This window comes from Pseudarthrobacter defluvii (genome assembly GCF_030323865.1).
In the GTDB taxonomy this organism is placed as follows: domain Bacteria; phylum Actinomycetota; class Actinomycetes; order Actinomycetales; family Micrococcaceae; genus Arthrobacter; species Arthrobacter sedimenti.
The window spans coordinates 3,224,475-3,250,863 of record NZ_CP066362.1; the positions used below are offsets into that span (position 1 = coordinate 3,224,475).

Consider the following 26,389-nt stretch of genomic DNA (forward strand, 5'->3'; position numbering starts at 1 on the left):
CCCCTCCACGGCGCGGCACTTATTTGGGTAGCGCTTAGGAATTTGCGCGCCGGGCCGGAACCTGGGCAGCGGTGCGCCGGAGCCGGACCAGCCGCACCGCGTGAAAGGTGATCAACTCGGCACCTACGATCACAGAGACGACGTCATACCACTGCAGCGGGCCATTGAAGAGCCTGTACACCGAGGGCGCCATGACCAGGAGGGCCGCAACGGTACTTGCCAACGACCCGAACACCTTGTCAACGCGTTCGTCCCGTGCCACCCACGCGGCAACCCGTTCGCCGCGGTCATCCTCTGGCTCAACTCCCATGCGTCTGCCCCCTCAGGCGTTGGTCCAACCGAGCCTACTCGGAAATACGAAATCCACGCCGACATATTCCTTTTCGCGGCCTAAATGCTGGGCGCGAGAAGGAACATGCGCAGCGGAAACAGGGATGCGCGATCGCTCGGCTGGACGGGCGGCCTCGCCCAACGGAAAAATAGGCAGTAGGCTTACTATCTTGCAGCTTGAGGTATGCAGTGCCCGGTGACCAGAACCCTATTCGGCGGTTTGAACGCGTAAAAGGAGTCCCATCATGAAAGCTCTTGTATGGCACGGCGAAGGCGATATCCGCCTGGACAGCGTGGACGATCCCACCATTCTCGATCCGAACGATGCCATTGTGCGCATCACCCGCAGCGCAATCTGCGGCACGGACCTGCACTTCATCCGCGGCACCATGTCCGGCATGAAGGAAGGCACCATCCTGGGGCACGAGGCTGTGGGTGAGGTGACGGCCGTAGGCAAGGCGGTGCGGCGGTTCGCGCCCGGGGACCGCGTTATTGTGTCCTCCACGATGTCCTGCGGCGTGTGCTGGCAGTGCCGCGCCGGGCATACGGCGCAGTGCGACGTTGCCAACCCGAACGGCCCGCAGGCGGGGACCTGCTTCTTCGGCGGCCCCGAGACCACTGGACCAATTAACGGGCTGCAGGCGGAGTACGCGCGGATTCCGTGGGCCTCGAACACCTTGACCAGGCTGCCGGACAACGTCAGCGACGAGCAGGCCATCCTGCTCTCGGACATCTTCCCCACGGCCTGGTTCGGCGCGCAACTGGCCGGCATCCAGCGCGGCGACACGGTGGCCGTGTACGGCGCGGGCGTTGTGGGGCAGCTGGCGATTGCGTCAGCTTTCCGGCAGGGTGCGTCGCGGGTGTTCGCGGTGGATGGGATCGAGACCCGGCTGGTCCAAGCGCTCGACCAGAACGCGGACGTCATCAACTTCAACAGCGAAGACCCGGTGGAGGCCCTGCAGGAGGCAACGCAGGGAATCGGCGTGGACGCGGTGATCGATGCCGTGGGCGTCGATGCGCAGCGGCCCTGGGCCGGGCCCGCAGCCGCCAAGGGCGAGGAGCAGGCGGAACAGTTCGCGCAGGAAGTGGCCGAGGTTGCCCCTTCCACGAACGTGCAGGGCGATAACTGGGTGCCGGGGAACGCGCCGTCGCAGGTTTCGCAGTGGAGCATCGAGACGGTGCGGAAGTACGGCCGGATCGGGATCATCGGCGTGTACAGCCCGGCGATGATGACGTATCCCATTGGCCAGGCGATGAACAAGAACCTGACCATCCGGATGGGCAACTGCGACCACCGCTCGGTCACGCCGCCGCTGGTGGACCTGGTGGCGTCCGGCGTCTTCGACCCCACCACGTTCATCACCCAGCACGAACCGATCAGCGATGTGGTGGATGCCTACCTGAACTTCGACCGGCGCGAGGAAGGCTGGCTGAAGACGGTGCTGACCACCGCATAGCCTCCCCCTGCATGACCGGCGGCCCGCTCCTTTTGGTGCGGGCCGCCGTCGTACATTCTTGGCTGTCATTTTGGCAGCCCGAACCCGTTGCACTGACGCCCGGTTGCGGGGGACGATCTTAGGCGTCAACACATTGGCGTGTCTCCCTGGCGGGGCCCGGACAAGGCAAGGGTGGGAAACCGTGACGAAACAAGTGCCTGATGCAGACGGGGCACGGCCGTCGATGCTGGCTCTCGCAGAGGTTTTCAAGGCTGTTGCCCATCCGGTAAGGGCGCAGGTTTTGGACCTGCTGTCCCATGGCGAGTCGTCCATCCCGGAACTGTGCGAGGGTACCGGGGAGAAGGCCTCGCACCTGTCGCGCCACCTGGCCCAAATGCGGAGCCAGCGGCTGATCGAATGCCAGCGTTCCGAGGGGAGGCTGATGTACCGGCTGGCCTGCCCCGAGGTGGCGAACCTTCTGGCCGCCGCGCGATCTGTGCTGCAGGCACAGGTGGCGGCTGCTGTGGCGCGGACGCGCTACACACCGCGTCGGACGTATGGAACAGTCGCGCCGCAAGCTGCCCCGCGCGCTGCCGCCGCTACGGGCCCGGCAACCTTCTCCGACGAGCAGTTTGCGGAGCTGGAACACACCCTGGCCTCACGCGCGGTGATTGCCGACGCGTGCGAAGCAATAGCTGCGCGATGCGGATGCACCCTGGACGAGGCTGCAAAGCTGCTCATCATGACGGCACACAAGTCCAACCTCACCCTTCGGGCCGCTGCCGCACGCGAGCTGCAGGACCAGCACGGGCCGCGAGCCTGATTCGGTCAAGGCAACCTGGCCCACCCGGGACTAAGGTCCCTTGACCTCTCCCCGGAGCACGGGCCACACTTCCATCACAATTGACGAAAATGTCTATCCGTCAATTTACCGTCCGACCACCCGGCCGGGGGAAGGCACCAGGAAGCCCGGAGCAATGCTCCCCGATATTGGGGGGTTCCTGGTGCGGAGTGGATGGGGAGGGGCCAAGGCCGTCCCCTTCCCCATCCGCTTCCGGGGCCTGGTTTGCGCTGCCGTGTTGCTGTACGCCGTGAATGAGCAGCAAAGTAGTAGGCATGGAAGACATCACCGGGACCATCGAGCTTTCCGGGGACCTGCTGCACCTGAAGTGGGGGCACGGGGATGTGGTCACGGAGCGCGACGCTGTGGCGCTGATGGAGCGCGCCAGGGCCCTTAGCGGCGGCCGCGCCCTGCCGATGCTGGTGGAAATAACCGGTGTGGAGTGGATTGAGCAGGGAGCCCTGAAGGCCTTCGCCGGTAGGTGGCCCCTGACACGCGCAGCCGTGGTGGGCACCTCCCCCGTGGACCATACCCTCGCCAGCTTCTACACCGGCCGGCACAAACCGGTGCACCCCACCCGATACTTCACGTCCATGGATGAGGCAATGGCGTGGCTGGCGGAGGACCCGGCGCTGCCGTAGGGGGCGGACAGTTTCGACGCGCAAAACTTCCGGTGACGCGCGAATTCCCTTTCGCCCCACTTATGTGAGCAGCGCCAGGGAACATGCGCCTCGGTAACCAATATGCCACTCCGCTGATCTGGGGCGGCCTGGCTGGCCTGCTCGCCACCGGCGCGTTCCTGAGCCCGCATCTGGAAAACCCCATGACCGACGTCAAACTCGGCGCGGTTCTTGTCCTCAGCCTCAACATGAAACCGCCGGGTCGCCTACCGACGCGCAAAGCCGCCCGTGACGCGCAGATTCCTATTCGCGGCCCGGATTTAGGCTGCGCAAAGGAATCTGCGCAGCGAAAAGGAAGATGCGCCTCGAAAACCGCTCTTCCGCGGCGCAGCGCCGGACGCGGCTCAGGTGCCCTCCTGCACCGGGACCTCAGCAACAGCCCGCTGCGTGGCGGCCCAACTGGCCAGCACCTTCAGCGCATCCTCGGACGGCGTGCCCGGCTCGGCCGTATAGATGTTGATCCGCAACCCCGGGTCCGCGGGGAGCTCCATCGCCTCGTATGTGAGGTCCAGGTCCCCCACGATGGAGTGGTGCAGGCGTTTGCGGCCGGTGCGGTGATACTTCACGTCATGCCGGGCCCAGCGGATGCGGAACTCCTCGCTGCGGGTTGAGAGCTCGCCGATCAGGTCCGAGAGGTCCTTGTCATACGGGTTCCTCCCGGCCGTGGACCGCAGCACAGCCACGATGTCGTCCGCGCTCCGTTCCCAGTCCCGGAAGAACTCCCGCGCCTTCGGGTTCAGGAACGTGAACCGTGCGCTGTTCGGCGGTGTGACCAGCTCCGCCATCATCTCCAAATACAGGGCCCGGCCCAGCTCATTGGAGGCCAGCACATCGCCGCGGTCGTTCCGGACCCAGGCCGGCGCCGTCGTAATCGCGTCGATGACCCGCTGCACGCTGGGACGCACCGTCAAGGGACTGCGCCTGCGCCGCACCCGCGGCGCCGAAGTGGACGCGCGGGCAAGGTCGAAAAGGTGGGCGGTCTCGGCGTCGTCCAACTGCAGGGCCCGCGCCAGGGCCTCCAGGACGCTGTCCGACGCGCCGGACAGGTTTCCGCGCTCCAGCCGGATGTAGTAGTCGACGCTCAGCCCGGCGAGCATCGCCACTTCCTCCCGGCGCAGCCCCGCCACCCGCCGGTTTCCGCCGTACGCGGGCAGCCCGGCATCCTCCGGGGTGAGGCGGGCGCGGCGGGAGGTGAGGAACTTCCGCACGTCATCGCTGTTGGTCATGCCTCCACGGTACGCGTGCCCCAACCTGGGAAGGAGGGACTGGCAAGCCCTCCCACAATCGCGGCCATCCACATAGCGTGATGGCATGGAACTCAAACTCAACAACGGCCTCACCATGCCAGCGCTCGGCCTGGGCGTTTTCCAAAGTCCCCCGGAAGAGACGACGGCGGCCGTCCAGACCGCGCTCGAGGTTGGCTACCGGCACATCGACACCGCCGCCGCGTATGGCAACGAGCGCGAAGTGGGCGAAGGCATCCGGCGGTCGGCCCTGGCGCGCGACGCCGTTTTCATCGAAACCAAGGTGTGGGTCAGCGACTACGGCTACGACCAGGCGCTGCACGCGTGGGACAAGGCCGTGGGCAAGCTGGGGGTGGAGCAGCTGGACCTGCTCATCCTTCACCAGCCCGCCCCGGATCGGTTCGAGAAGACCATCGCCGCGTACAAGGCCCTGGAAACCCTGCTCAAGGACGGACGCGTGCGGGCCATCGGCGTCAGCAACTTCATGCCGCACCACCTGCAGCAGCTGCTGGCGGAAACGGACGTGGTCCCGGCCGTCAACCAGATCGAGCTCCACCCATATTTCCAGCAGCCGGCTGTCCAGACCATTGATGAGGACCACCGCATCCTTACCCAGGCATGGTCGCCCATCGGCGGCATCACCTTCTACCCCGGCTGGGGCGAGAACCGGAAGAACGTCATGCGGGACCCGGTGATTGCCGGCGTCGCGGAAGCCCACGGCAAGACGCCCGCCCAGGTGATGCTGCGCTGGCACCTGCAGCAGGGCCGCTCGGCCATCCCCAAGTCCACAAATCCCACACGCATCGCCGAGAACTTCGACGTGTTCGACTTCGAGCTGTCCGCAGAGGAACTCGGCAGCATCGATGCCCTGGACTCCGGAGTCCGCAGCGGCCCGGACCCGGATGTGGCCCGCCCGGAGCGGTTCGCCATGGTCATCCCGGAAGCGTAAGGAGAAGCAATGGAATACCGCCCGCTCGGCCGCACCGGCGTGCAGGTCAGCCCCCTCTGCCTCGGCGCCATGATGTTCGGCCCCTGGGGCAACGACGACCGTGCAGATGCCACCCGCATCATCCACCGCGCCCTGGACGCCGGCATCAACTTCATCGACACCGCGGACGTGTACTCCGGCGGAGCCTCCGAGGAAATTGTTGGTGAGGCAATCGCAGGAAGGCGTGACGACGTCTTCCTGGCCACCAAGTTCTTCATGCCCATGGACCAGAAGGACCCCAACCAGCGCGGCGGCTCCCGGCGCTGGATCATGCGCGAGGTGGAGAACTCGCTGCACCGGCTGAACACCGACTACATCGATCTCTACCAGGTGCACCGGCCCAGCCCGGACACGGACGTGGAGGAGACCCTGGGCGCGCTCACCGACCTGGTCCGCCAGGGCAAGATCCGCTACATCGGTTCCTCGTCCTACTCCGGCTCCCAGATCGTGGAGGCGCAGTGGGCGTCCCGCGAGCGCAACCTGGAGCGGTTCGTCACCGAGCAGCCGCCCTACTCCATCCTGGTCCGCGGCATCGAGGAGGACGTCCTTCCCACGGTGCAGCGGCACGGGATGGGCACGCTCACGTACAGCCCGCTGGCCGGCGGCTGGCTTTCGGGCCGGTGGCGGAAGGACTCGGCGTCCCGGCCCACCTCAAACGCCCGGCCGAGTGCCCGCTTCGACATGAGCCATCCCGCCAACCAGCGCAAGCTGGACATCGTGGAGGAGCTGGCGCAGGTGGCCGAATGGGCAGGGGTCACGCTCATCGAGATGGCCATCGCGTTCGTGATCAACCACCCCGGCGTCACCTCGGCCATCGTGGGTCCGCGCACCATGGAGCAGTTGGAGTCCTACCTCCCGGCCGCGGACACCGTCCTGGCCCCCGAGGTCCTGGACCGCATCGACCAGCTCGTCGCCCCCGGCGTCACCGTCAACCCCGACGACAACAGCTACGGCGCCCACGAACTGACAGCTAACGCACGACGGCGGCACCGGGCTTAAGCGCAAGGACGTCACCCTACGAAAGGAAATAACAATGGCAACATGGCTCATCACAGGCTGCTCCACCGGACTTGGCCGCGCACTCGCCGAAGCCGTGCTCGCGTCCGGGCACAACGCCGTCGTCACCGCCCGGAACGTCGACGCGGTCCAGGACATCACCGCCGGCTTCCCGGACACCGCGCTCCCCCTGGCCCTCGACGTCACGGACAAGGCGCAGATCGCCGCCGCGGTGAAGCAGGCGGAGGAGAAGTTCGGCAGCATCGACGTGCTGGTAAACAACGCCGGCTACGGCTACCGGGCCGCCGTTGAGGAAGCGGACGACGGCGACATCCGGCGTTTGTTCGACACGAACTTTTTCGGCGCGGTGGACATGGTCAAGGCGGTTTTGCCGGGCATGCGCACCAACAAGGCCGGCTCCATCCTGAACATCTCCTCCATCGGCGCCCGAATCACGCCGCCCGGCTCCGGCTACTACGCAGCCACCAAGGCCGCACTGGAGGGCATGTCCGGATCGCTGCGCCAGGAGTTGAAGCCGCTGGGCATCAACGTCACCGCCATCGAGCCCGGCGGCTTCCGCACCGACTTCGCCGGCCGCTCACTCACGCAGTCCGCTTCGGCGATCGATGACTACGCTGACACCGCCGGCAAGCGCCGCAAGGAACACGACACGGCGCACGGCACCCAGCCCGGCGACCCGGACAAGGCAGCCAGGGCGATCATCGCCGTCGTCGAATCCCCCAACCCGCCGGGACTGCTGGTCCTGGGCACGGACGCGTTCGGCGCTTTCGGCAAGGTGGCGGAGGCCCAGCGGGCCGAGCTGAACCAGTGGCAGGAGCTGAGCACCGGCACCGACATCACGGACTGACCGTTTGTGCGACACAAGAGCGGGCTCGGCGATTTCCGCCCAGCCCGCTCTTGTGGATGTCAGCGGCTGGCGCCCGACGTCCCGGTCAACGCCTTATCAGTCGTCCTCGTGGTTGGTTGAACCGGCGGGGATACCGGGCACCTCGTCAGGACCGTAGATCTTCTCGTCGCCCGGGTAGGGGCTCTCCCATTTGTGGGTTTGGTACCAGGTCCAGCGGTTGAACAGGTTGGGGTCCGCGAAGTCTTCCTTCGCGCCGTTGCCTGTCAGGTGCTGCTTCTCGGACCAGTCGTCCCACTTTTCCGCGGTTTCCTTCATCGGGGCAGGGACAGCGGTGGCTTTGGCTGCTGCGTCATTGACTGCTGCGGCCGCAGCTCCGGTCTGGCCCAGGGCGTCCGGGCCGCAGGCGGGGGCGGTCTTGACGCCCTCGGTGAGCGGCACCTGGTTCGGGACCGCGCTGTACGGGGTGAAGTCAGCCTTGTTGGTGAATGCGTCGAACATCGGGGTGGCCGCCGCCACCTTCTGGTTCAGCGGCTGTGCACCGAGGATCTGCTCGATGGTACGGACCATGTTGATCTGGGAGTAGAACGTGCTGACCGTCTTACCGTGCACCGCGTACGGGCTGATGACCTGGACGGGGGCGCGGTGGCCGTCGATGTGGTCGGTGCCGTTCTGGCTGTCGTCCTCGGCAATGAAGATTGCGGAGTCCTTCCAGTATTCGGAGTGCGAGATCTCATCGACGATCTTGCCCACGGCCAGGTCGTTGTCGGCAACCTGGGCCTCGGGGTCGGCGGTGCCGCCGGTGTGGTCACTGGAGAGCCACGTCATTTGGAAGTTCTTCGGGCCGTTCTTCTCAAAGTCCTGCTTCCAGGTCTCGTAGCGGTAGATGTCAGGTACCGCGGTGTCGAACGGGGCCGCGTTCGGGTCCGTAATCTCATTGAGGGACGGGATGGCGGAGCTGGCGTGCATCTGCAGGGCCGGGGTGAAGAGCTGGGCCGGGTCACCCCCGGCCATGGTGCCCGTGGCCGCGCAGTAGTACTGCTGCCAGGTGGCCCCTGCAGGCTTGCCTTCCTCGGAGTCGAACTCGCCATAGTTCCTGGCGGTGTTGCCCGCGTCCTTGATCGCGGTCCACAGGAAGCCGGAACGCTGGTGGCCCAGGACATCGTCCTCGGTATCGTAGGAGCGCTTGTACTCCCCGGCGCTGGTCTCGGTGTAGGCCGGGTTATCGCCCTGCATCATCCAGTTGTGGCCCTCGGCCGAGTTGGTGCCAATGTCGTACGTGTTGTCATAAAGGCCGAACTGGCTTGCCAGCGCGTGCTGGTTGGGCGTGACCTTCGCGCCGAACTGGGCAAGCGATGCGTCGCCGTTGCCCTGCTTCATGTCGCCGTACACCTGGTCGTAGGTGCGGTTTTCCTTCACGATCAGGAACACGTGCTTGATGCTCGACGGCTCCCCAATCCGTTTGGGCACGGCGACCGCCGGGATCTTGGCGGCCTCAGCAGCCGTCGCTTCCTTGACCGAGCTGCCATCCCAGCCGTTCTGCTCGAACACAGTCTCGGTGTACTGCTGGATCTGCTCATCGCTGGGGAGGGTGAATTTGGTGAGCGAGGCCGTGGTGGAGTGCGTGCCGTGACCGGTCGCAGCCGTAGTGTTCGGACCCTCGTTGATGGTCACTTCCGGGCCCCGCGCATCGATGCCGCGGATATTGGTGACCACAATCTGGCCGTTCACCGCGGTGACGCTGCCAGGGTAGTAGTCCGTCGGTAGCAGGCCAATGTAGCTGGCAGGGTCCTTCGGGTCCTGCTTGTTGACCTTGTAGACCGCGATCGCGTTGGCGCGGCCGAGCGAGACCAGGAGATGGTCGCCCTGCATGCTGATGCCGGTGGGTTCGTAGCCCACCTGAGACGAGGCCCAGGGCTGGGTGGCGATGGTTTGGAGGACCTTGTTGCTGGCAGTGTCCACGACGGAGACGGTGTCGCTGTTGGTGTTCGCCACATACAGGGTGGCCCCGTCCAGGAACATCGCGGTCGGGTGCAGCTGGACGTCGAGGGAGGAAACCGGCGCAGCGGCGTTGGCGGTGTCGATGATGCTAAGGGTGCCGGTCGTGGAGGTGCCGAGGTTGGTATCGGCCGGGACGTCGGTGCCGTAGGAGTTCATGGTCGGCTCACCCGGGAGTGCCTGGCGGCCCCCTTCGTTTGAGACGTAAAGGCGGGTGCCGACGAACTTCAGCTGGCGCGGGGCAATACCGGTGCCGAAGGTCTGCTTGATGGTTCCGGCGGCCGGGTCGATCGCGACGACCGCGTTCTGGCCGTTCACGGCCGCGTACAGGGTCGAGCCGTCGGGGGAGAACGCCATGCCGGCCGTCAGGGCCTGCTTGTCGCCCACGGTCGGAATGCTGATCTTCGTCCCGGCACCGAGTGAGCCGTCCGGATTGAAGGGGTAGCGGACAATGCCGGTTGCGACGGGCTCAAAGAGGAACTTGCCGTCGGGCGAGAAGACCGGGCCGTCCTGGCCCACCGATCCGTCCGTGATGTGCTGGTATGCCATGTTCGCGTAGCCTGCATTGCCTGCCGCGGCTGCAAAAGCTGTGGCCGCCTGGGTGCCGGCCGCGGCGACGGGCTTGTAGGTGGTGAGGTCAAAGACCTGGAGGTCAACCGAGCGGTCCGCGCTGGTGCCAACCAGGTATCGGCCATCGGGGCTGACGGTCGACCCCATGATTTTGCCGAAAGGGGTCATCAGGCGGTCCCCGATGGGTTTGATCACCTGGTTCGAGGCGACCTGCTCCCCCTTGTCGGTCTGGGAACCGACCTGCTGCTGGCCGAAAGGAAGCGTTGAGGCGGTCGCGATGCCAGCGCCGCCGAGAACGGCGAGAGTGCAGCTCGCGGCCACAATTGCCAGCGGCTTGTGGCCGCGCACGAAGGCGGACACATTTCCCAGCCGCGAGGTGCTTTCCTGGTTTTCGGCGACTGATTTACGGACGGTTTTTGAGGGTGTTTTCACACCAGAAAACTTAGGGACCCGAGCTTAAATGCACGTGACGAAATTGGTTATTTCGGGCAACCATTTGGTTATCCCGGGCAACCATTGACCGCCACATGCAACGTGGGATGAACAGTTCCCGAAGGCGGGCTGAACAACGGCGTGTGGGTGCCCCCGCCGGCTCCGCACCGCCCTAGCGTGGGTAACCATGATCAACCCCAATCATCGTCACCATCGCGCGGTTATCACCGCGCTGGCGGTATCCCTCCCTGTTGCCTTCCTGGCCCCGGCCGGCGCCTCCACGGCGGCACCCACCGCTCCTGTCGCGGACCAGCAGGCTGCCGCACCATCGCAGTCCGCCCATCTCGACCTCGGCGCAGCAGACCAGCCCGAGACCCGCACCGTGACCACCCTGGCCCCTGGCCTGACCCGGACCGCCATCAGCCGGGGCACTCCCAACCAGGACTTCTTCTGGACCGCCGAAGTGGCCGTCCCGTCCACATCGCCGGACCCGGATGCTCCTGCGTCCGCCCTCTCCAGCCAGGCGCAGGCCCAACTGGTTGCCGACAAGCTCACCGCGGCCGGCGTTCCTGCACGGGTGGAGCACGTCCAGTCACCCCAGCTGGCCGACGCCGGCGGCGACCTCGGCTACCGGGTACGGGCCGGGAACTTCTCCACCAAGGCCGACGGAACCACCACTGTGGACCGGATCAAGGCGGCGGGCTACAAGTCCTCCGTGATCTACACCGGCTGGGACGGTGACGCCGGCTCCAGCGAGGATGACCGCGGCCCCTGGAACCTGCAGGTGCTCACCATCGATCCGAAGGAATTCCGGGGCAACCTGACCTCCTCGTTCGGCCCGAACCTCGAGGACCGCGAAACCACCAGCTCACTCGCTGCCGCCGCAGGTGCCCTGGCCGCGACGAACGGCGGCTACTTTGTCATGGACCCCGCCGCCGGCGCGCCGGGCGACCCTGCCGGCGCCGCAGTCCACGACGGCAAGGTCCTCAGCGAACCCGTGGGCGACCGGCCCTCCCTGGTCATCGATAAAAACAAGACGTCCGTCCAGCGCCTGCACTGGCACGGCACGGTCACCGGCGCGGGCCAGGCGGGAGAGCTTCCCCTGGACGGAATCAACCGGGTCCCCGGGCTCATCCGCAACTGCGGCGGCACCGACGACACCCCCACCAACCTGCCGCTGCACGACTTCACCTGCACGGACGCGGACGAAATCATCGCCTTCACCCCCGAATACGGCCCCACCACGCCGTCCGGGCCGGGACTCGAAGTCCTCCTGGACGCCCAGGGCACTGTCACCGCGGTCAACCATACCCGCGGCGCCACCGTCCCGGCCGGCGGCCAAACCCTCCAGGCGATTGGAGCGGATGCGGATAAGCTCGCCGCCCTGGCTGCCCCGGGTGCCAAGCTGAAGGTCAACACGGACCTGCTCGACGGGAGCGGCAAGACCCTGCAGCCGCATGCCGGCACGGACGTGGTTAACGGCGGACCGACGCTGGTTGAAAACGGCCAGCTGAACGTCACCGCGAAGCGCGACGGCATGGCCCGCACCAACGACAGCAACAGCTTCTTTTACGGCTGGGTCCACAAGCGCAACCCCCGCACGATCGCCGGTGTGGACGCGCAGGGCCGGACCCTGATCGTCACTGCAGACGGCCGCCAGACCACGTCGCTGGGCCTGAGCATCAAGGAAGCCGCCGACGTTGCCCGTTCCCTGGGAATGGTCAACGCCATCAATCTCGACGGCGGCGGGTCAACCACCATGGCCCAGGGCGGCCAGGTTGTGAACTCGCCGTCCGACGCCACCGGAGAGCGCCCCGTCGGCGACGCCCTCCTCGTTCTCCCTGGCCGCAAGCCCTGAGCGGGCACAGACTTTAGCCAGCAAAGCCGCATCCAAGTACTGACAGGCACCACGAGAAGGGCGCGCCCAGCGAACAGGGGCGCGCCTTTTTCGCGTTTCCGCGTCCGGGCGTTGCGGAGTTGCGCCCGGAACTTCCAACGGCACGGTCGTAGGCTTTCGCCATGCACCCCTTGGCTGCGATCGTCCTGGTGATCCTCACCGGGCTTGCCTGGCTGGGCACCACCATCACTTTGCTGGTGTCCCTGGCGAAGGCCCGACGGCAACCGGCTGTCGCCGACGACAGAGTCCAGGGTCCGCAGGGCGGCCCCCAGGATGAGGCAGCGCGGATCCCGCTGTGACCTGCCAGCATCTGGCCGGGCCTACCGCAGGGCGCTTCGCAGCCGCTCCATGAGGTCCTCGAGCGATTCGCGCCATTTGGGTTCGTCGGCGTCCTCCCACAGCTCTGCCAGTTCGGACCTCTCCCCCGCGACCCGTTCGACAGCCTCGAGAGCCATCTCCACGTCCTCGGCGGTGATTGCGGCCGCGTGGGCGGTCACCCAGTCAGTGACGTTCTCCGGCAGTTCCCCCAACGGGTTGCCCTGGCTGGCCGAAGTGACCTCGGCGGCCGCCAGCGCCACCGCCCCGTCCGGCGCTTCGACGTACCTGTCACCCGCCCTCGACAGCGCCTGGCGTACCACCTCCGCTCCGCCGCCGTCGAGCTCGTCGAGCCAGTCCAGCGCGTCGTCGTTTTCAAACGGCAAGTAGCCCCATGCGCCCATCAATCGCCCCTTCCGGTATTCCGGTCATGCACCGGCACTGATATGCCTGACCGTAGTCATCGATCATTCCTGAAGGGACACCTCAGCGGTCAAATGCCCGGGGCCGTTCAGGCCCAAATTCGAGTAGTAAATACTCATGACACGGCTCCTGCCCGGTGCCAGAGTGGTTTAACGCTTCATCACGTCATAAGGGGAAACACCATGGCAGCAAAGAGGCGTCGCTCGGGCAGCAAGGGTGGCGGCACGATCGGGTGTGCCCCCTTCCTGGTCCTGATCGTCATAGCCCTCATCATCAAATTCTGGTGGGTCATTCTCATCAGCCTTGGCCTGGTCGCAGTGACGGCGGTGCTGGTCCGCACTGCGAAGGCCCCGGCACGCCCGGCCCCGATCCCCCCGCCCCGGCCGCAGCCCGTCGTGGCCCCGCCCCGCCCGGTTGTTGGCGGCGACGACCTCACAGCCCACATGCGGAACCAAAAACGGGCCGGACGCGAACGGGACCTGCAGGAATGGGACTACGAGTGGATCCGGTTGGCCCATCCGGGGAAGAGCCTCCGCGAAGTCAATGAGATCGCGAACGCCCATTTTGCCCGCGGCCGTTCCATCGGCATCAACTGGGGCGACCCTTCGGTTTCATAAGTGGACGCCACTTATCCCCGTTTCCCGGACAAATCCCCGGTCCACGCGTGGGGGAATAGTCCGCGAGGCGGGGATTTTCCGTTTGAACTGCCTCAGGACACAGGCCGCACCTACCCCGAGATGGTTTCGCTGCTGCGGCCGTGCTGGAGGCCCGTGGCGAACCCGATGGTTACGGGCACAGGCGCCGGAGCCGTGCAGCAGCCATCCCCGGCATCGTCTAAGTCGTTGGGAACGCTGGTGGAGCACACACCGGTTTCCGGCAGTTCAAGTTCCACGGCGTCCGCGGCCTCGGTGTCTCCGGCGAGGGCTGCGGCGATGGAGCGGACCTGCTCATACCCGGTGGCCATGAGGAACGTGGGCGCACGCCCGTAGGACTTCATGCCCGCAAGGTAAAAATCCTTTTCCGGTTGCTCAAGGATCCGGGCGCCGTGCGCGGGAACCGTGCCGCAGCTGTGGAAGTCCGGATCGATCAGCGGGCCAAGGGCCTTGGGGGCATCAACCGCCGGGTCCAGGTCCAGCCGGAGCTCAGACAACATGGCCAGGTCCGGCCGGAACCCGGTGGCGGGAACGACCTGGTCCGCCTCAACGCTGCGGCCATCGACGGCGTGCACGGCGACGGAGTCACCATGCACGTCGAGGGACGCCGTGTGGAAGTTGGTCAGAAGCTGGACAGACCCGCTTTGGACGGCGGTGCGGAGCCTGGCGCCGAGCTGGCCGCGGGCTGGCAGTTGGTCGGCGTCGCCGCCTCCGTAGGCCCGGGCCGGGGTGGCGGAGCGGATGGCCCAGAAAACTTCGGTCCCGGGGTTGGCGCGGGCCACCCGTGCCAGGTCCAGGACCATGTTGGCGGCCGAGTGCCCGGAACCGATGACCAGCGTGCGCCGGCCGGCAAAGCCACCGGCGGCAACGTCCGGCAGCGGACCGGTGACCAGCCCGGCGGCACGCGCCTCTGCCTCGCCCGGAACTGCCAGCCCGGATGATCCCAGCGGCGCGGGAGTGCTCCACGTTCCGGACGTATCAACAACGGCGTGGGCCAGCACCTCGGTGACCTGGCCGCCGTCGTGCTCTATGCGCAGGAGGAACGGCGCCTGGTCTCGGCCCTGGCTGCGGCCCTTGTCCATGCCCTGCCGGGTGACGGCGACAACGCGGGAGCCGGTCCGGATCCGGTCCTTGAGCTCCGGCGTGGCGGCCAGGGGTTCCAGATACTCGGAGACGATTTGAGTGCCGTAGGGCAGTGCGGTGGGGCGGGGCGCCTCCCAGCCGTTGCGTTCCAGCAGCCGCACGGAGGCGGGGTCCAGGTTGTACTTCCAGGTGGAGAACACGCGGACGTGGCCCCATTGCCGGATGGCAGCCCCCACGGCGGGACCGGCCTCGAAGACCAGCGGCTCCAGCCCGCGTTCCAGCAGGTGCGCGGCCGCGGCCAGGCCGACGGGTCCGGCGCCGATTACGGCGACCGGCAGGGATTCCGACGATGTCATGGCGTGCTCCAGTTCAGCTCTGCGCGGGGATCAGGGAGGCGATCAGGGCTTCGACGCGGCCCTTGATCTCGTCTCGGATGGGCCGGACCGAGTCGACGCCCTTGCCGGCTGGGTCCTCCAGGACCCAGTCCTCGTAGCGCTTGCCCGGGAAGTAGGGGCACTCGTCACCGCAGCCCATGGTGATCACCACGTCGGAGTCCTGCACGGCCTCGGTGGTGAGGATCTTGGGGATCTCGGCGGACATGTCGATGCCTACCTCGGCCATGGCCTGGACGGCGGCGGGGTTGACGTTCTCCGCCGGCTGGGAGCCGGCGGAGCGGACCTCGATGGCGCCGTCCGAGAGCGACGTGAGGAACGCGGCGGCCATCTGGGAGCGGCCCGCGTTGTGGACACAGACGAACAGGACGGAGGGCTTGCGGCTCATGAGAACACCTTTCGGTCAGCCGTGGCGACGGCGGAAGTTGCGAGGGTTGGGTAGAGGAAGCGGACCAGGAAGTACCCCAGCGCAGCGCCGAGCAGTTGGGCCAGGATGAAGGCAGGGGCCGACGGCGGTGCGATGCCGGCGAAGGTGTCCGTGACGGTCCGGGCGATGGTCACCGCGGGGTTGGCGAAGCTGGTGGAGCTGGTAAACCAGTACGCGGCCGTGATGTAACCGCCAACGGCGAACGCCACCCGGTCCGCCCGGCCGGAGCGTACGGTGCCGAAGATGACCAGCAGCAGCCCCACAGTGGCGATGACTTCGGCCAGCCAGAGCGAGGGCCCGGTGCGTTGGTGCGTGGACCAGGACACCGCGTCCAGCCCGAACATCAGGTTCGCGGCGACGGTGCCGGCCAGTCCGCCCAGGACCTGCCCAACGATCAGGGTCGCGGCCGTCCCGGTGTCAATCATGCCCAGCGCGCGTTCCACCAGGGTCACCACCGGATTGAACGACGCCGACACCGGCTGCAGTGCCACGATCAGCGCCACCAGCGCGGCACCTGTGGCGAGGCTGTTCTGCAGGAGCTGCAGGCCGGCGTCGTCCGGGGACAGCCTGGACGCCATCACGCCCGAGCCCACCACGGCCATGACCAGGAACGCGGTGCCGATGAATTCTGCGGCGGCGCGGCGGCGCATGACCGTCACTTGGCCTGCCCGCCGATCAGTGCGGCCAGGTTCTGCAAAGCCTCTGTCCGGGCGCGGTAGTAAACCCACACCCCGCGCTTTTCCCGGTCCAGCAAACCCACCTCGTGAAGAATCTTCAGATGGTGGCTGATGGTGGGCTGGGACAGCTCGAAGGCGTCGTTCAGGTCGCAGACGCACGCTTCGCCGCCCTCATGCGAGGCAACCATGGACATCAGCCGCAGCCGGACCGGATCGGCCAGCGCCTTCAACAGCGGAGCAATTCCTTCCGCTTCCTGCTCGGACAACGGCTCCCTGGCCAGCGGCGCGCAGCAGGCGACGGCCTGGACCGGGGTCAGCTCCAAAGACATAGACACACATAAATATTTACACTCATCTATGTCTTTGGCAATCCACACAAATCCCGCCGCCTTCCTCCCCTCCCTTGCAATCCCCGGAGCAACGGCAAATAGGATGACCCCTAGAGCTTTTGGCCGCAGACGAAGGGCGCCGCAATGATCGAAATCCTGAACCCCGCCGAAGTGGGCCGCGCACGGGAGACCGGAGCCCTGGTGGCGGACATCCTGCAGGCCATGAAGAACCGCGCCACCGTGGGCACCAACCTGCTGGACATCGACCAGTGGACCAAGGAAATGATCACCGAGGCCGGGGCGGAGTCCTGCTACGTCGACTATGCGCCGTCGTTCGGCCGCGGGCCCTTCGGCCACTACATCTGCACGGGCGTCAACGATGCCGTGCTGCATGGGCTGCCCCACAACTACGAACTGGCCGACGGCGACCTCCTCACCCTTGACCTCGCCGTCGTCAAGAACGGGGTTGCCGCCGACGCCGCCATCAGCTTCCTGGTGGGGGACGCGCAGCCGGCCGAGAGCGTGGCGATGATCGAAACCACCGAGCGCGCCCTGGCCGCGGGGATAGCCGCCGCCGGGCCGAATGCCAAGATTGGCGACATCTCCTACGCAATCGGCCGCGTCCTTACCGACGCGGGGTACCCCATCAACACGCAGTTCGGCGGGCACGGCATCGGATCCACCATGCACCAGGACCCGCACGTGCCCAACATGGGCCGTCCGGGCCGCGGCTTCAAGCTGCGGCCCGGGCTGCTGCTGGCGCTGGAGCCGTGGATCATGGCGGACACGGCGGAGCTGGTGACGGACGACGACGGCTGGACGCTCCGGAGCGCCACAGGCTGCCGGACGGCCCACACGGAGCACACCATCGCCATTACCGACGACGGCGCCGAGATCCTGACGCTGCCCTCACGGTAGCTGCGGGGCAGGTTTCCCCGCTGCCGCGGCTGCTCAGGGGCCTTTAGTAGAGGTACACGTCCACCAGCAGGGCGGCCAGCGCGGTAAGGGCCGCCGTCCCTGCCACACTCCGGGCCGCATCGCGCCTGCAGGGCCCCGCCATCAGGGCGATGGCTGCGCCGGCGAGGGTGAACACTCCGGTTCCCGTGTCCTGCCAGCTGATGGGGAACGGCGGGAACGGCAGATCATGCGAGAACAGGCCGATCGCTCCGGTCCAATTCAGGATGGAGTTCCAGGCCATCGGCATCAGGAGGGCAGCCGCTGCTGCCGTGGCCACAACGCCCGCGCGCCGTTCCCGCCGCACCAGCAGGAGCAGGACCAGCGCCACGAGGGCGGACAGCAGGGCACCCACGAACATCGCCTGCAGGTTCATCCTGGGCCTCCGGGGTTCACTACCCGCATATGTCCAGTCTAGGCACCGGCCGCACGCGCGGACCCGGCGCCGGGAGGTTCTTCTACTCGGTCCCGGCCACGTGGCTGCGGCGTTCCAGGAGCAGCGTGTCCTGCCAGTGGCCCGCCTTGGGGCCGTGGCTGATCCGGGCAATCCGCTCCCGCGTTCCCACCACCCGGAAGCCCAGCTTCCGGTGCAGGGCAAGGCTCGCAATGTTCTCGGGGAAGATGCTCGACTGGATGGTCCAGATGCCTGCGGCTTCCGTCGACTCCACCAGGGCGTTCAGGAGCAGCCGGCCCACGCCGCGGCCCTGTGCCTGCGGCGCGACATAAATGGAGTGCTCCACCAGGCCCCGGTACACCTCGCGCGACGAGACCCGGGAAACCGCGGCCCAGCCCAAAACGCTCCCCGCATCCTCGGCGACGATACGGTGCGAAGGCAACCGCACGCCGTCGAACGCTTCCCAGGTGGGCGGCTCGCTCTCAAAGGTCGCCTCGCCCGTGGCGATGCCGGCGGCGTAGATCGCGTGGACGGCATCCCAGTCGTCGGGGCGCATGGGGCGGATGGTGACGGGACTGTCCATGCGTCCCATTATGGTGCCGGGCCGAGCCCCTCCCGACCGCATCGGACGGGCGTCAAGGTTTCGTTAATAAAACGGCCTGCCCGTCCCGGTTGCGGCTTCCGGGTTCTTTGATGGAGTCATAGGCGTTTGGTGAAGGCAGGGAGCGCAGATGCGATGGGATGAAAGCCCTGAGGACCGCCGCAGGGTCAAGTTTGCTGCGACGGCCGGGTCCGTGGAGGGCTACGGCGGCCGCGGGGTGAACGGCCGCGCCCTCCACCCCGCCGGCTACCTGTTCCCCGACCAGAACGGCGAACCGTGGTGGATCATCTTCCAGCCCGCGCCCTCATCCGGCACGCCGGGACACAAAGTTCCCGGCGACATCCTGGCCTGCAACGATTCCTACGGCGACATGGTGCACGTGGTGGTGCTCGCCACCGGCGTGTGGGAGGACGACGCCGAGGCAGCCTTCCATGCGAACGTCCCGGCCACGCTGGCGGACGCCGCCCGGGTTGCGGCCACGGTCAGCCGACGTGCACCCACGGGCGCTGGGTGACATCCGGGACGGCCTCGCGCAGGACTTCCCTGGTCACCGGCGCAATCTCGCCTTCGCCCAGGAACAGGAACCGCACCAGGTTGGTGATGGGGTTGCCCTCGGTCCAACGGAAGTAGATGTGCGGCATGAGCCCGGTGACGTCCCTGATGTGGAGCAGGACGGAGGCTATGGTGTTGGGGACCACCGGCCCGTGGACTTCGAGGATGTGGTAACCGTGCCGGTTCACGCCCCGGACGTGCAGTTCGGTTTCGAAGTCGGAGGAATCATCCACCACCACCTCGAGGAACAGGGCGTCGCCGGCCAGTGGGAGGTGGCTGACCTCGATGGCCGACTCGAGTTTGTCCCGGTAGGCCTCCGCGGTCATCCGCAGCGGCTCGTGCGCAATGATCGCGATGGGTCCGTCCAGGGTGCTGGACATGAACTCGAGGGCCTGCTGGTCCAGGTGCACCCGGGTGGCGTGGAGTTCAAAGGAGCGGCGGACCCTGGACAGCAGTGAGATGACAATGATGCCCAGGATGAAGATGGCGGCGATCCGGATGCCCTCGGGCCGTTCGAAGATGTTGGCCACCGTGGTATACGCGAACACCACGGAAATGGCGCCGAAGCCCACGGAGAGGTTCCGCTGCCTGCGCCGGCGCGCGGACAGCGTGACGGCCACGGCGGCGGAGGTCATCAGCACCAGCACACCGGTGGCGTAGGCACCACCCTGGGCATCGACGTCGGCCTTGAAGATGAAGGTGATCAGGAAGCCGACCAGGGTGAAGACGAGCACCAAAGGCCGGACGGCCTTGGCCCAGGCCGGAGCCATGCCGTACCGCGGCAGGTAGCGGGGCACGAGGTTCAGCAGGCCGGCCATCGCCGACGCACCGGCAAACCAGAGGATGGCGATGGTGCTGATGTCATAAACGCTGCCGAACCCCACGCCGAGGTATTCGTGCGCCAGGTAGGCCAGGGCCCGGCCGTTCGCCTGGCCGCCGGGCTGGAATTCCTGTTCCGGAATCAGGACCACCGTGATGAAGCTGGTGGTCAGCAGGAAGGCGCTCATGATCACTGCCGCGGTGGTGAGCATGCGGCGGGTGCCCCGGATGCGGCCGGCCGGGTTCTCCTCGGTGTCGTCCGCTTTGCCCCTTACCTGCGGCATCACGGCGACGCCGGTTTCGAAGCCGGACAGGCCCAAGGCAAGTTTGGGGAACACGAGCAGGGCGATGGCCACGGCCATCACCGGATTTCCGTGCGACACCCAAAGGTTGGTCCACCAGTCCCCCGCGGCTGCCGGATGCGAGAGTACCTGCGCGAACGTAACAGCCACCACAATGGCGTTCAGGCCCAGGTAGAACACCACCAGGACGACGGCGATGCCGATGGCTTCCTTGAACCCGCGCAGGAACACTGCTGCCAGCAAGGCCAGCAGGAAGAGCGTGACGGGAACGTTCTGACCCTGGAGCCACCCGGGAGCCACCGGGTTGCCCAGCAGGTGCGCGGTGGCATCGGCTGCCGAAAGGGTCATGGTGATCATGAAGTCAGTGGCCGCGAACCCCAGGAGCACCAGCACCAGGAGCTTGCCGCCCCATCGCGGCAGCAGCCGCTCGAGCATGGCGATGGAGCCTTCACCGCGGGGGCTTTCACCGGCGACCCTGCGGTACACGGGCAGAGCGCCCAGCAGGGTCACCGCCACCAGCACCAGGGTGGCCAGCGGCGAGATGACCCCTGCGGCGAGGGCGGCGATGGCCGGCTGGTAGCCCAGGGTGGAGAAGTAGTCCACACCCGTCAGGCACATGACCTGCCACCAGCTGTGCTTTTTCTCGTGCTGCGTGGGCACGCCGCCCGGTCCGGGGTGGGCTCCCTTGCTGTCCTGGAGCCCGAACAGCAGCCAGCCCTGGAATGCCTTCCTGCCGCGCACGTGGGGCGCGGAAGGATCCGCCGGGGGCCTGCTTAACGTGGTCATGTCTGCCTTTCCGCGCTGCCCTTTGCACCGCGACCACCTGCGAAGCTAGCACCGGCCAAAACGCCCGGAGTGCCAAAACGGCATTTCTTAATGATTCCTTGACGCCGGGTTCACGGCGGCAGCTCCGAAATCCCGAGCAGCGACTCCTAGGGCGCTCCCCGGGGGCCGGCCTCCCGTGGCCGGCCCCGTGCTTCGCTAAGCTGGCGGCATGCCCACCCTCGCCGCGCTGCTGCCCACCCTGGCGGCCATTGCCGTCCTGGCGGCACTCACGGTGGGCATCCTGTGGGGCGCGCGGACGCCGTCGTACCTCTCCCCTGCCCTGGCCATCCTCCGTGGCGCGGCCCAGCTGGCGGTGATCAGCCTGGTGCTGGGCGGCGTCATCACCAACCCGCTGTGGGTGGGGGCGGCCCTGTTGGTCATGTTCAGCGTGGCGTCCGTGACGGCGGCGCGGCGGCTCACCTGGTCTTGGCGGCGCTTTGCCCTGGTGGCTGCCACGATGGCCGCGGGCATCCTGGTGACGGTGGCCATCGTGTTTGGAACGGGCGCCATCGAGTTCTCGCCGCGGTATGCGCTGGCGGTGGGCGGAATCGTGATCGGCAACTCCATGACCATCGCCACCCTTGCGGGGCGCCGGTTCTTCGAGGCCGTCCTGGAGCAGTGGGACCAGGTGGAGGGCTGGCTGGCGCTGGGCGCAACGCCCCGGCAGGCCACCCTGATCCAGGCCCGGCAGGCCGTGCACTCGGCCTTGATCCCCTCCACGGACCAGACCAAGACCACAGGGCTTGTGACACTGCCCGGCGCGTTCGTGGGCGCCATCTTCGGCGGCGCCTCGCCCCTGGAGGCGGGCCGGTTCCAGGTGGTGGTGCTGGCGTCCATCATGGCGGCCGGGTCCATCACCGCCGTGGCGCTGATCCGTTCGCTGGGCAACGTGAAGGTGCGGCCCGAGCCGCTGTAACCGGACGCGGTTGCAGGGTGGACGCACGGGTACCGCGATCTGCCATGATGGTGCGATGTGTGCGCAAGGTTCCCGCCTGTGATGGTAAGCGAGCTGGCCAGGGACGCGATCCTGGCCAGGACAGGACTCCCCGTGCCGGGGCCGGACCTGGACATCGCGGTCCCCCTCCCCTCCGAACGCCTGCAGAACCTGGTGGAACTGGCCAGGACGGTCTGCGGGCAGCCGGTGACGGCCATCAACATCATCACCCAGGACCTGCAGTACCAGGTGGCCACTGCCGGCATGGAGCCGTACCTGTGCTCGCGGGAAGATTCGATGTGCGCCGTCGGTTTCCTCAGCGGGACTCCCACCGTGCTGGAGGACGCCTCACTTGATCCCCGCTACAACACCAACCCGTTCGTGGACGGCAGGCGGGGCGAAATCAGGTTCTACGCGTCCATCCCCCTGGTGGCCGAGGACGGCTTTGTCCTGGGCACGCTCTGCGCGGGCGCCCGGGAGACCGGACAGCTGAGCGACCGGCAGCTCAAAGGCCTGGAAATCCTCGCCGCCGAGGTGGTGGACGCCCTGCAGCTGGAACACCGTGCCCGGCAGCTCGCCGACGCCCTGGCCGAGGCCCACCGCAGCAATGCCCTCCTGGCTGAGTTCGCGGGCCGGATCAGCCACGACCTGCGCAACCCCCTGACCTCGGTCCTGGGATTCGTGGAACTGGCCAGGGACGAAGCAGGGGAACTTGATGACCCGGCCATCGCCGGGTACCTGGACACCGTGGCCAGCTCCGGCCAGCGCATGTTGTCCATGGTGAAGGACGTCCTGTCCTACGCCACGATCGGCGGGGACGTCCGGCCAGCCGAGGTGTCCCTGGCGGACCTGGTGCGGGATGTGGTCCAGGACCTGGCAGCCAGCATCGAAGCATATGGCGCCTCGGTGGAGTGCGATGACCTGGCCTTCACCGCGGACGCCGTCCAGATGCGCGTGCTGCTGCAGAACCTGGTCCACAACGCCATCACCTACAGCCGGCCGGGAATCCCGCCGGTCATCCGCGTGACCGGCGGCCGCTCCGAGGACGGGGCAACCCTGCGGGTGGTCGACAACGGCAAGGGCATCAGCGAGGCCGACCGCAAACGCGTCCTCGATCCGCTGGTCCGCCTGTACCGGGAGGATGACCCGCCGGGCACCGGACTGGGCCTGGCCACCGCTGCCCGCATCGCCACCGCGAACGGCGGGCGGCTTGAGATCGGCCCGGTTCCCGGCGCGGGCACCATGGTCACAGTCCACCTGGGCGGGAACAGCTAAGGCACGGGGCAGCCAAGAGGCGGAGACAGTTGCCGCGCTAGTACGTGGTGGCGTTGGCCAGGATGTGTGGCGGCAGGGGCGCCTGGTTGAAATCGAAGGCCTTGGTCAGGTCGCCCAGCAGCGGGCTGTTCTCCCGCACGTCCGGTCGCGGGTCGGGACGGCCATCGGTGGCCGGGTCCAGCCGCTGGCCGTGGAGGAAGTCGTCCTCGATGAATTTGAGGTAGGCGTCCTGGCTCAGTGTCTGGTGGTCGATGTAGCCCTGTTTGGCGTACGGACTGATGACCAGGCTTGGCACCCGGAACCCGTAGCCGTTGGCATCCGCCGCCGGTGGTGCCACGTGATCGTAGAACCCGCCCCAGTCATCCCAGTTGAGGAAGATGGCAGTGCTGTCCCAGTCGGGTCCGCTCATGATGGCGTTGATCAGTCCCGTCACGTAGGCCTGGCCGGCGCTGATCTTTGCCGGTGCATGTTCACTGACCTTGTCCGTGGGAGCGATCCACGTGACGGCGGGCAGCGTACCCTGCCGCGCCGCGTCATAGAAGTTTGTGAGGGGCTGGATGTTGCCCAGTTCGCCGTCCTGTTTGACGGTGTCGAAGTACAGCAGCGGGTTCCACAGGCCGGGGGTCTTCGCGTCCTGTTTGATGGGGGCGCAGGTGGCGGCGTCATTGCGGCAGTCCGGTTCGGTGCCGTTGAACACGTAGTAGGCCCAGGGTATGTGCTGCTGGTGGAGCAGGTAGGTCAGGTCCGTCCACGCATAGTCGGGCTGTTGGAGGTGCTTGGCGGCCTGGGACAGCTGCTGCTTCAGCCCGTCCGGAACATTGGCGGCGTCGACGGCGGCCTGGCAGGCAGGGTAGGTGTCCGTAGGTTTGCAGCTGGTGCTGATGAGCTGGTCCAGTTCTGCGGCCAGCCCGGCACTGACCCCCGCACTTGCCAGGGCTTCCCTGCAGGGGGCCAGGTCCGCGGCTGCCTGGCATTTGCCGATCAGGGTGTTGTTGATGATTTCCGGGTCCGGGCCTGAGTCAGGGTTCTGGAGGGCGTTGGAGCACGACGACGGGTCCCCGGCTTTGGTGCACTTGGCGGACCATTCGGAAACCAAGTAGAGGTGGGCCGGCAGGCTCCAGGCGGATGCGGCGGCGAACATGTGGTCCTGGAGGGTGAAGTTCCTGGCGTAGTCCCAGTAGTTGGGCAGGTCCCGCTGGTCGTGGTAGCCCATCACGTCGGTTGCGGCGGTCTTGTAGCGGCAGTTGGCCTGCGTGGCCGTGCACCCGGCGAGGCCCTTTTCCGCCTGGGCCACGAACCCGTCCATGGCCCCGTTGTTGAGGTCGGCCACTTCGTCGTTGTGGCTGTGCGGGGCACCGGCGTTGCTGTCATTTGGGTTGTAGAAGGGCTTGACGCAGCCGCCGTGGGCCGGGTCCGGAAGGCATACCGCCGGTTTCCCGTTTTGCATGGGGATGCCGTCCGCGCCGGGGAAGGTGCCAAAGTAGGTGTCGAAGGAGCGGTTCTCCTGGGTGATGATCACTACATGCTTGATTTTGCTGATTCCGGCGGCAGCGCGTTCCTCCGGACCGGCCGTGGACCCGCCTCCCGCCAGGACGTAGGTCAGCAGCATCCCGACCACCAGCCAGGCGGCCGCGGCCGGGAGTCCCCCCACGCCAACCAGCATTGCGGCCAGCGGCCGCCACTTGGAGCCGGTAAGCCTAATCACTGCAGCACGGGCCGCCCGGGATCCTGTTTTCCCTGCTGGTGCGCATGGCGCCCTCCTGTCGCTCCGGCGTTCCGGACGGCGCGCACGCGGCAGATCCGCAGCCGGAAGGGCCTTCAGCGCCGATGGGTGGCTACACCCTCCCACATCGCCGCTTGGCAGTGATGGAAAGCCGGCTGGGAATTTGCCCACAATCCGGGCGGCAGGCGCTGCGCAGGTTCATTACCGCTCCGCACAAACGATGCCGCTACCGATATTCCGGTAGCGGCATCGTTTGTGCGCATCGAAAGTACTTCAGCGCGTCGAAAATGTATTTGGGGGTCGGGGGTGCTGCTAGCCCTGCTTGACCAGCGCTGCTTCGAGGTTGATCTTCACCTTGTCGCTCACCAGCACCCCGCCGGCCTCCAGGGCCGCGTTCCAGGTCAGCCCGAACTCCTTGCGGCTGATCTCGGTTTCGGCGGAGAAGCCGGCGCGGGTGGCGCCGAAGGGATCCACGGCGACGCCGGTGAACTCCACCTCAAGTTCGACGGGCCGGGTGACGCCCTTGATGGTGAGGTCCCCGGTCAGGGTGTAGTCCTCGCCGTCGCCTTCGATGGAGGTGCCGCGGAATGTCATTTCCGGGTACTGCTCCACGTCGAAGAAGTCGGCCCCGCGCACATGTCCGTCACGGTTGGCGTCGCCGGAGTCGAAGCTGGCGGTGGAGACCGTGGCGTGCACGGACGAGTCTGCCAGGGATTCACCCACGCGAGCCTCCGCCGACGCCTCGGTGAAGCGGCCCCGGACCTTGCTGATCCCGGCATGGCGGACGCTGAAGCCGATCTCGCTGTGGGCCATGTCCAGGGTCCACGTTCCCGGCGTAAGTTCCTTGGGAAGGGTCATCGCTGTTCTCCTTACTCGTAGGCGCAGGCGCAGGTGCCCGCTAAAGGCGCAATATTCCAGACGCCCCTAAATATTCCCCACAAAACCCGCAGGTATAACAGGGCCGGATGAACCTGACGCGAATTTCCGGCGTATACATAAGCGTGGCTCTACGACTATTGACCGCAATGGTGCTGTTCATCGATGCCGGCGTCCATTTCTTCCTTGCCCCGGGCTACCCGTACGCCCAGCCTGGGACCGTCAGCCAAGGCACCCTTTTCCTGCTCGAAGCGGCAGCTGCGCTGGTGGTGGGCCTGTATGTCCTGGTCCGCGGCAGCAGGGCCGCCTACGCCCTGGCGCTGGTGGTGGCACTCAGCGCATTCGCCGCCGTCGTGCTCTACCGGTATGTGGACATCCCGGCGTTCGGGCCCATCCCCGCCATGTACGACCCCGTCTGGTTCTTTTCCAAGACCCTCAGCGCCGTGGCCGAAGGCGCCGGGGCCCTGCTGGCGCTCGCCGGCTTGGTCCGGACCCGACGCAAGGCAAGGTACGACGACGGCACCAGGGTTCCGGCCGGGCGTCGCCGGCGATGAGGAT

General features: G+C 67.0%; 27 protein-coding genes. 14 read left to right on the forward strand and 13 right to left on the reverse strand.

Annotated features, from left to right (window positions below; all coding sequences use genetic code 11):
• Nucleotides 1–34: 34 nt before the first annotated feature.
• Nucleotides 35–310 (reverse strand): hypothetical protein, encoded by a 276-nt coding sequence (locus JCQ34_RS14965; protein ID WP_286398657.1) that lies wholly within the window; start codon nucleotides 308–310, stop codon nucleotides 35–37.
• 265 nt (nucleotides 311–575) lie between these two features.
• Between JCQ34_RS14965 and JCQ34_RS14970 the strand changes: the two genes are divergently transcribed.
• From JCQ34_RS14970 to JCQ34_RS14980, 3 genes are all read left to right on the forward strand, one after another.
• Nucleotides 576–1,787, forward strand: a complete 1,212-nt coding sequence (locus JCQ34_RS14970; protein WP_286398658.1) for an alcohol dehydrogenase catalytic domain-containing protein — start codon at nucleotides 576–578, stop codon at nucleotides 1,785–1,787.
• Nucleotides 1,788–1,968: 181 nt separating this feature from the next.
• The gene (locus tag JCQ34_RS14975; RefSeq protein ID WP_286398659.1) at nucleotides 1,969–2,589 is read left to right on the forward strand and encodes a metalloregulator ArsR/SmtB family transcription factor; all 621 of its coding nucleotides are present in this window, start codon (nucleotides 1,969–1,971) and stop codon (nucleotides 2,587–2,589) included.
• A gap of 272 nt (nucleotides 2,590–2,861) precedes the next feature.
• Nucleotides 2,862–3,248 (forward strand): DUF7793 family protein, encoded by a 387-nt coding sequence (locus JCQ34_RS14980; RefSeq protein ID WP_286398660.1) that lies wholly within the window; start codon nucleotides 2,862–2,864, stop codon nucleotides 3,246–3,248.
• Between the two features lie 383 nt (nucleotides 3,249–3,631).
• On the opposite strand, the gene JCQ34_RS14985 is transcribed toward JCQ34_RS14980, so the two are convergent.
• Entirely contained in the window at nucleotides 3,632–4,513 is an 882-nt protein-coding gene (locus JCQ34_RS14985) for a helix-turn-helix transcriptional regulator (protein WP_286398661.1), read from the reverse strand.
• An 85-nt stretch (nucleotides 4,514–4,598) separates the two neighbouring features.
• On the opposite strand from JCQ34_RS14985, the gene JCQ34_RS14990 reads away from it, so the two are divergent.
• Genes JCQ34_RS14990 through JCQ34_RS15000 form a run of 3 tightly spaced genes read left to right on the forward strand, consistent with a single transcriptional unit; the run spans nucleotide 4,599 to nucleotide 7,383 of the window.
• Nucleotides 4,599–5,480 (forward strand): aldo/keto reductase, encoded by an 882-nt coding sequence (locus JCQ34_RS14990; protein WP_286398662.1) that lies wholly within the window; start codon nucleotides 4,599–4,601, stop codon nucleotides 5,478–5,480.
• Nucleotides 5,481–5,489: 9 nt separating this feature from the next.
• On the forward strand, nucleotides 5,490–6,518 hold the full coding sequence (locus tag JCQ34_RS14995) for an aldo/keto reductase (protein WP_286398664.1): 1,029 nt from the start codon (nucleotides 5,490–5,492) through the stop codon (nucleotides 6,516–6,518).
• A gap of 34 nt (nucleotides 6,519–6,552) precedes the next feature.
• Nucleotides 6,553–7,383, forward strand: a complete 831-nt coding sequence (locus JCQ34_RS15000; RefSeq protein WP_286398666.1) for an oxidoreductase — start codon at nucleotides 6,553–6,555, stop codon at nucleotides 7,381–7,383.
• A 96-nt stretch (nucleotides 7,384–7,479) separates the two neighbouring features.
• Here JCQ34_RS15000 and JCQ34_RS15005 read toward each other — a convergent pair whose 3' ends face one another.
• Nucleotides 7,480–10,380: an alkaline phosphatase family protein gene (locus tag JCQ34_RS15005; RefSeq protein WP_286398668.1), complete on the reverse strand. Its 2,901-nt coding sequence runs from the start codon at nucleotides 10,378–10,380 to the stop codon at nucleotides 7,480–7,482.
• A 187-nt stretch (nucleotides 10,381–10,567) separates the two neighbouring features.
• Here JCQ34_RS15005 and JCQ34_RS15010 point away from each other — a divergent pair, with 187 nt between their 5' ends.
• Both JCQ34_RS15010 and JCQ34_RS15015 read left to right on the forward strand, forming a co-directional pair.
• The gene (locus tag JCQ34_RS15010) at nucleotides 10,568–12,238 is read left to right on the forward strand and encodes a phosphodiester glycosidase family protein (RefSeq protein ID WP_286398669.1); all 1,671 of its coding nucleotides are present in this window, start codon (nucleotides 10,568–10,570) and stop codon (nucleotides 12,236–12,238) included.
• Nucleotides 12,239–12,399: 161 nt separating this feature from the next.
• Nucleotides 12,400–12,576, forward strand: a complete 177-nt coding sequence (locus JCQ34_RS15015) for a hypothetical protein (RefSeq protein ID WP_286398671.1) — start codon at nucleotides 12,400–12,402, stop codon at nucleotides 12,574–12,576.
• Between the two features lie 21 nt (nucleotides 12,577–12,597).
• On the opposite strand, the gene JCQ34_RS15020 is transcribed toward JCQ34_RS15015, so the two are convergent.
• Nucleotides 12,598–12,996 carry a DUF4259 domain-containing protein gene (locus JCQ34_RS15020; RefSeq protein ID WP_286398673.1) on the reverse strand — a complete coding sequence of 133 codons (399 nt, stop codon included), beginning with the start codon at nucleotides 12,994–12,996 and terminating at the stop codon, nucleotides 12,598–12,600.
• Between the two features lie 201 nt (nucleotides 12,997–13,197).
• Between JCQ34_RS15020 and JCQ34_RS15025 the strand changes: the two genes are divergently transcribed.
• The gene (locus tag JCQ34_RS15025; RefSeq protein WP_286398675.1) at nucleotides 13,198–13,632 is read left to right on the forward strand and encodes a hypothetical protein; all 435 of its coding nucleotides are present in this window, start codon (nucleotides 13,198–13,200) and stop codon (nucleotides 13,630–13,632) included.
• Nucleotides 13,633–13,742: 110 nt separating this feature from the next.
• On the opposite strand, the gene JCQ34_RS15030 is transcribed toward JCQ34_RS15025, so the two are convergent.
• From JCQ34_RS15030 to JCQ34_RS15045, 4 genes are read right to left on the reverse strand one after another with little or no spacing between them, the layout of a single operon-like run.
• Nucleotides 13,743–15,107, reverse strand: coding sequence for an FAD-dependent oxidoreductase (locus JCQ34_RS15030; RefSeq protein WP_286398677.1), 1,365 nt, complete (start codon nucleotides 15,105–15,107; stop codon nucleotides 13,743–13,745).
• A gap of 13 nt (nucleotides 15,108–15,120) precedes the next feature.
• Nucleotides 15,121–15,531 (reverse strand): arsenate reductase ArsC, encoded by a 411-nt coding sequence (locus tag JCQ34_RS15035; protein WP_286398679.1) that lies wholly within the window; start codon nucleotides 15,529–15,531, stop codon nucleotides 15,121–15,123.
• A complete protein-coding gene (locus tag JCQ34_RS15040; RefSeq protein ID WP_286398680.1) occupies nucleotides 15,528–16,229 on the reverse strand; it encodes an aquaporin in 702 nt (233 codons plus the stop codon). The genes JCQ34_RS15035 and JCQ34_RS15040 overlap by 4 nt, the downstream gene beginning before the upstream one ends.
• Nucleotides 16,226–16,576, reverse strand: a complete 351-nt coding sequence (locus JCQ34_RS15045; protein WP_142135147.1) for an ArsR/SmtB family transcription factor — start codon at nucleotides 16,574–16,576, stop codon at nucleotides 16,226–16,228. The genes JCQ34_RS15040 and JCQ34_RS15045 overlap by 4 nt, the downstream gene beginning before the upstream one ends.
• Before the next feature lie 144 nt (nucleotides 16,577–16,720).
• On the opposite strand from JCQ34_RS15045, the gene map reads away from it, so the two are divergent.
• Entirely contained in the window at nucleotides 16,721–17,494 is a 774-nt protein-coding gene (gene map, locus JCQ34_RS15050) for a type I methionyl aminopeptidase (protein WP_286398683.1), read from the forward strand.
• 43 nt (nucleotides 17,495–17,537) lie between these two features.
• Here the strand turns inward: map and JCQ34_RS15055 are convergent, their stop codons facing one another.
• Nucleotides 17,538–17,906, reverse strand: coding sequence for a hypothetical protein (locus tag JCQ34_RS15055; RefSeq protein ID WP_286398685.1), 369 nt, complete (start codon nucleotides 17,904–17,906; stop codon nucleotides 17,538–17,540).
• Between the two features lie 82 nt (nucleotides 17,907–17,988).
• Nucleotides 17,989–18,507: a GNAT family N-acetyltransferase gene (locus tag JCQ34_RS15060; RefSeq protein ID WP_286398687.1), complete on the reverse strand. Its 519-nt coding sequence runs from the start codon at nucleotides 18,505–18,507 to the stop codon at nucleotides 17,989–17,991.
• A 148-nt stretch (nucleotides 18,508–18,655) separates the two neighbouring features.
• Here JCQ34_RS15060 and JCQ34_RS15065 point away from each other — a divergent pair, with 148 nt between their 5' ends.
• On the forward strand, nucleotides 18,656–19,039 hold the full coding sequence (locus JCQ34_RS15065; RefSeq protein WP_286398690.1) for a hypothetical protein: 384 nt from the start codon (nucleotides 18,656–18,658) through the stop codon (nucleotides 19,037–19,039).
• Here JCQ34_RS15065 and JCQ34_RS15070 read toward each other — a convergent pair.
• Nucleotides 19,008–20,984: an amino acid transporter gene (locus JCQ34_RS15070; RefSeq protein ID WP_286398693.1), complete on the reverse strand. Its 1,977-nt coding sequence runs from the start codon at nucleotides 20,982–20,984 to the stop codon at nucleotides 19,008–19,010. The two genes, JCQ34_RS15065 and JCQ34_RS15070, sit on opposite strands and share 32 nt — an antisense overlap.
• A gap of 208 nt (nucleotides 20,985–21,192) precedes the next feature.
• On the opposite strand from JCQ34_RS15070, the gene JCQ34_RS15075 reads away from it, so the two are divergent.
• Nucleotides 21,193–21,939, forward strand: a complete 747-nt coding sequence (locus JCQ34_RS15075) for an ABC transporter permease (protein WP_286398695.1) — start codon at nucleotides 21,193–21,195, stop codon at nucleotides 21,937–21,939.
• An 81-nt stretch (nucleotides 21,940–22,020) separates the two neighbouring features.
• Nucleotides 22,021–23,232, forward strand: coding sequence for a sensor histidine kinase (locus JCQ34_RS15080; protein ID WP_286404570.1), 1,212 nt, complete (start codon nucleotides 22,021–22,023; stop codon nucleotides 23,230–23,232).
• A 37-nt stretch (nucleotides 23,233–23,269) separates the two neighbouring features.
• Here JCQ34_RS15080 and JCQ34_RS15085 read toward each other — a convergent pair whose 3' ends face one another.
• Together JCQ34_RS15085 and JCQ34_RS15090 are read right to left on the reverse strand one after the other, a co-directional pair.
• Entirely contained in the window at nucleotides 23,270–24,883 is a 1,614-nt protein-coding gene (locus tag JCQ34_RS15085) for an alkaline phosphatase family protein (protein WP_286398697.1), read from the reverse strand.
• 384 nt (nucleotides 24,884–25,267) lie between these two features.
• The gene (locus tag JCQ34_RS15090) at nucleotides 25,268–25,813 is read right to left on the reverse strand and encodes a YceI family protein (RefSeq protein WP_286398699.1); all 546 of its coding nucleotides are present in this window, start codon (nucleotides 25,811–25,813) and stop codon (nucleotides 25,268–25,270) included.
• A gap of 143 nt (nucleotides 25,814–25,956) precedes the next feature.
• On the opposite strand from JCQ34_RS15090, the gene JCQ34_RS15095 reads away from it, so the two are divergent.
• Nucleotides 25,957–26,385, forward strand: a complete 429-nt coding sequence (locus tag JCQ34_RS15095) for a hypothetical protein (protein WP_286398701.1) — start codon at nucleotides 25,957–25,959, stop codon at nucleotides 26,383–26,385.
• Nucleotides 26,386–26,389 lie beyond the last annotated feature (4 nt).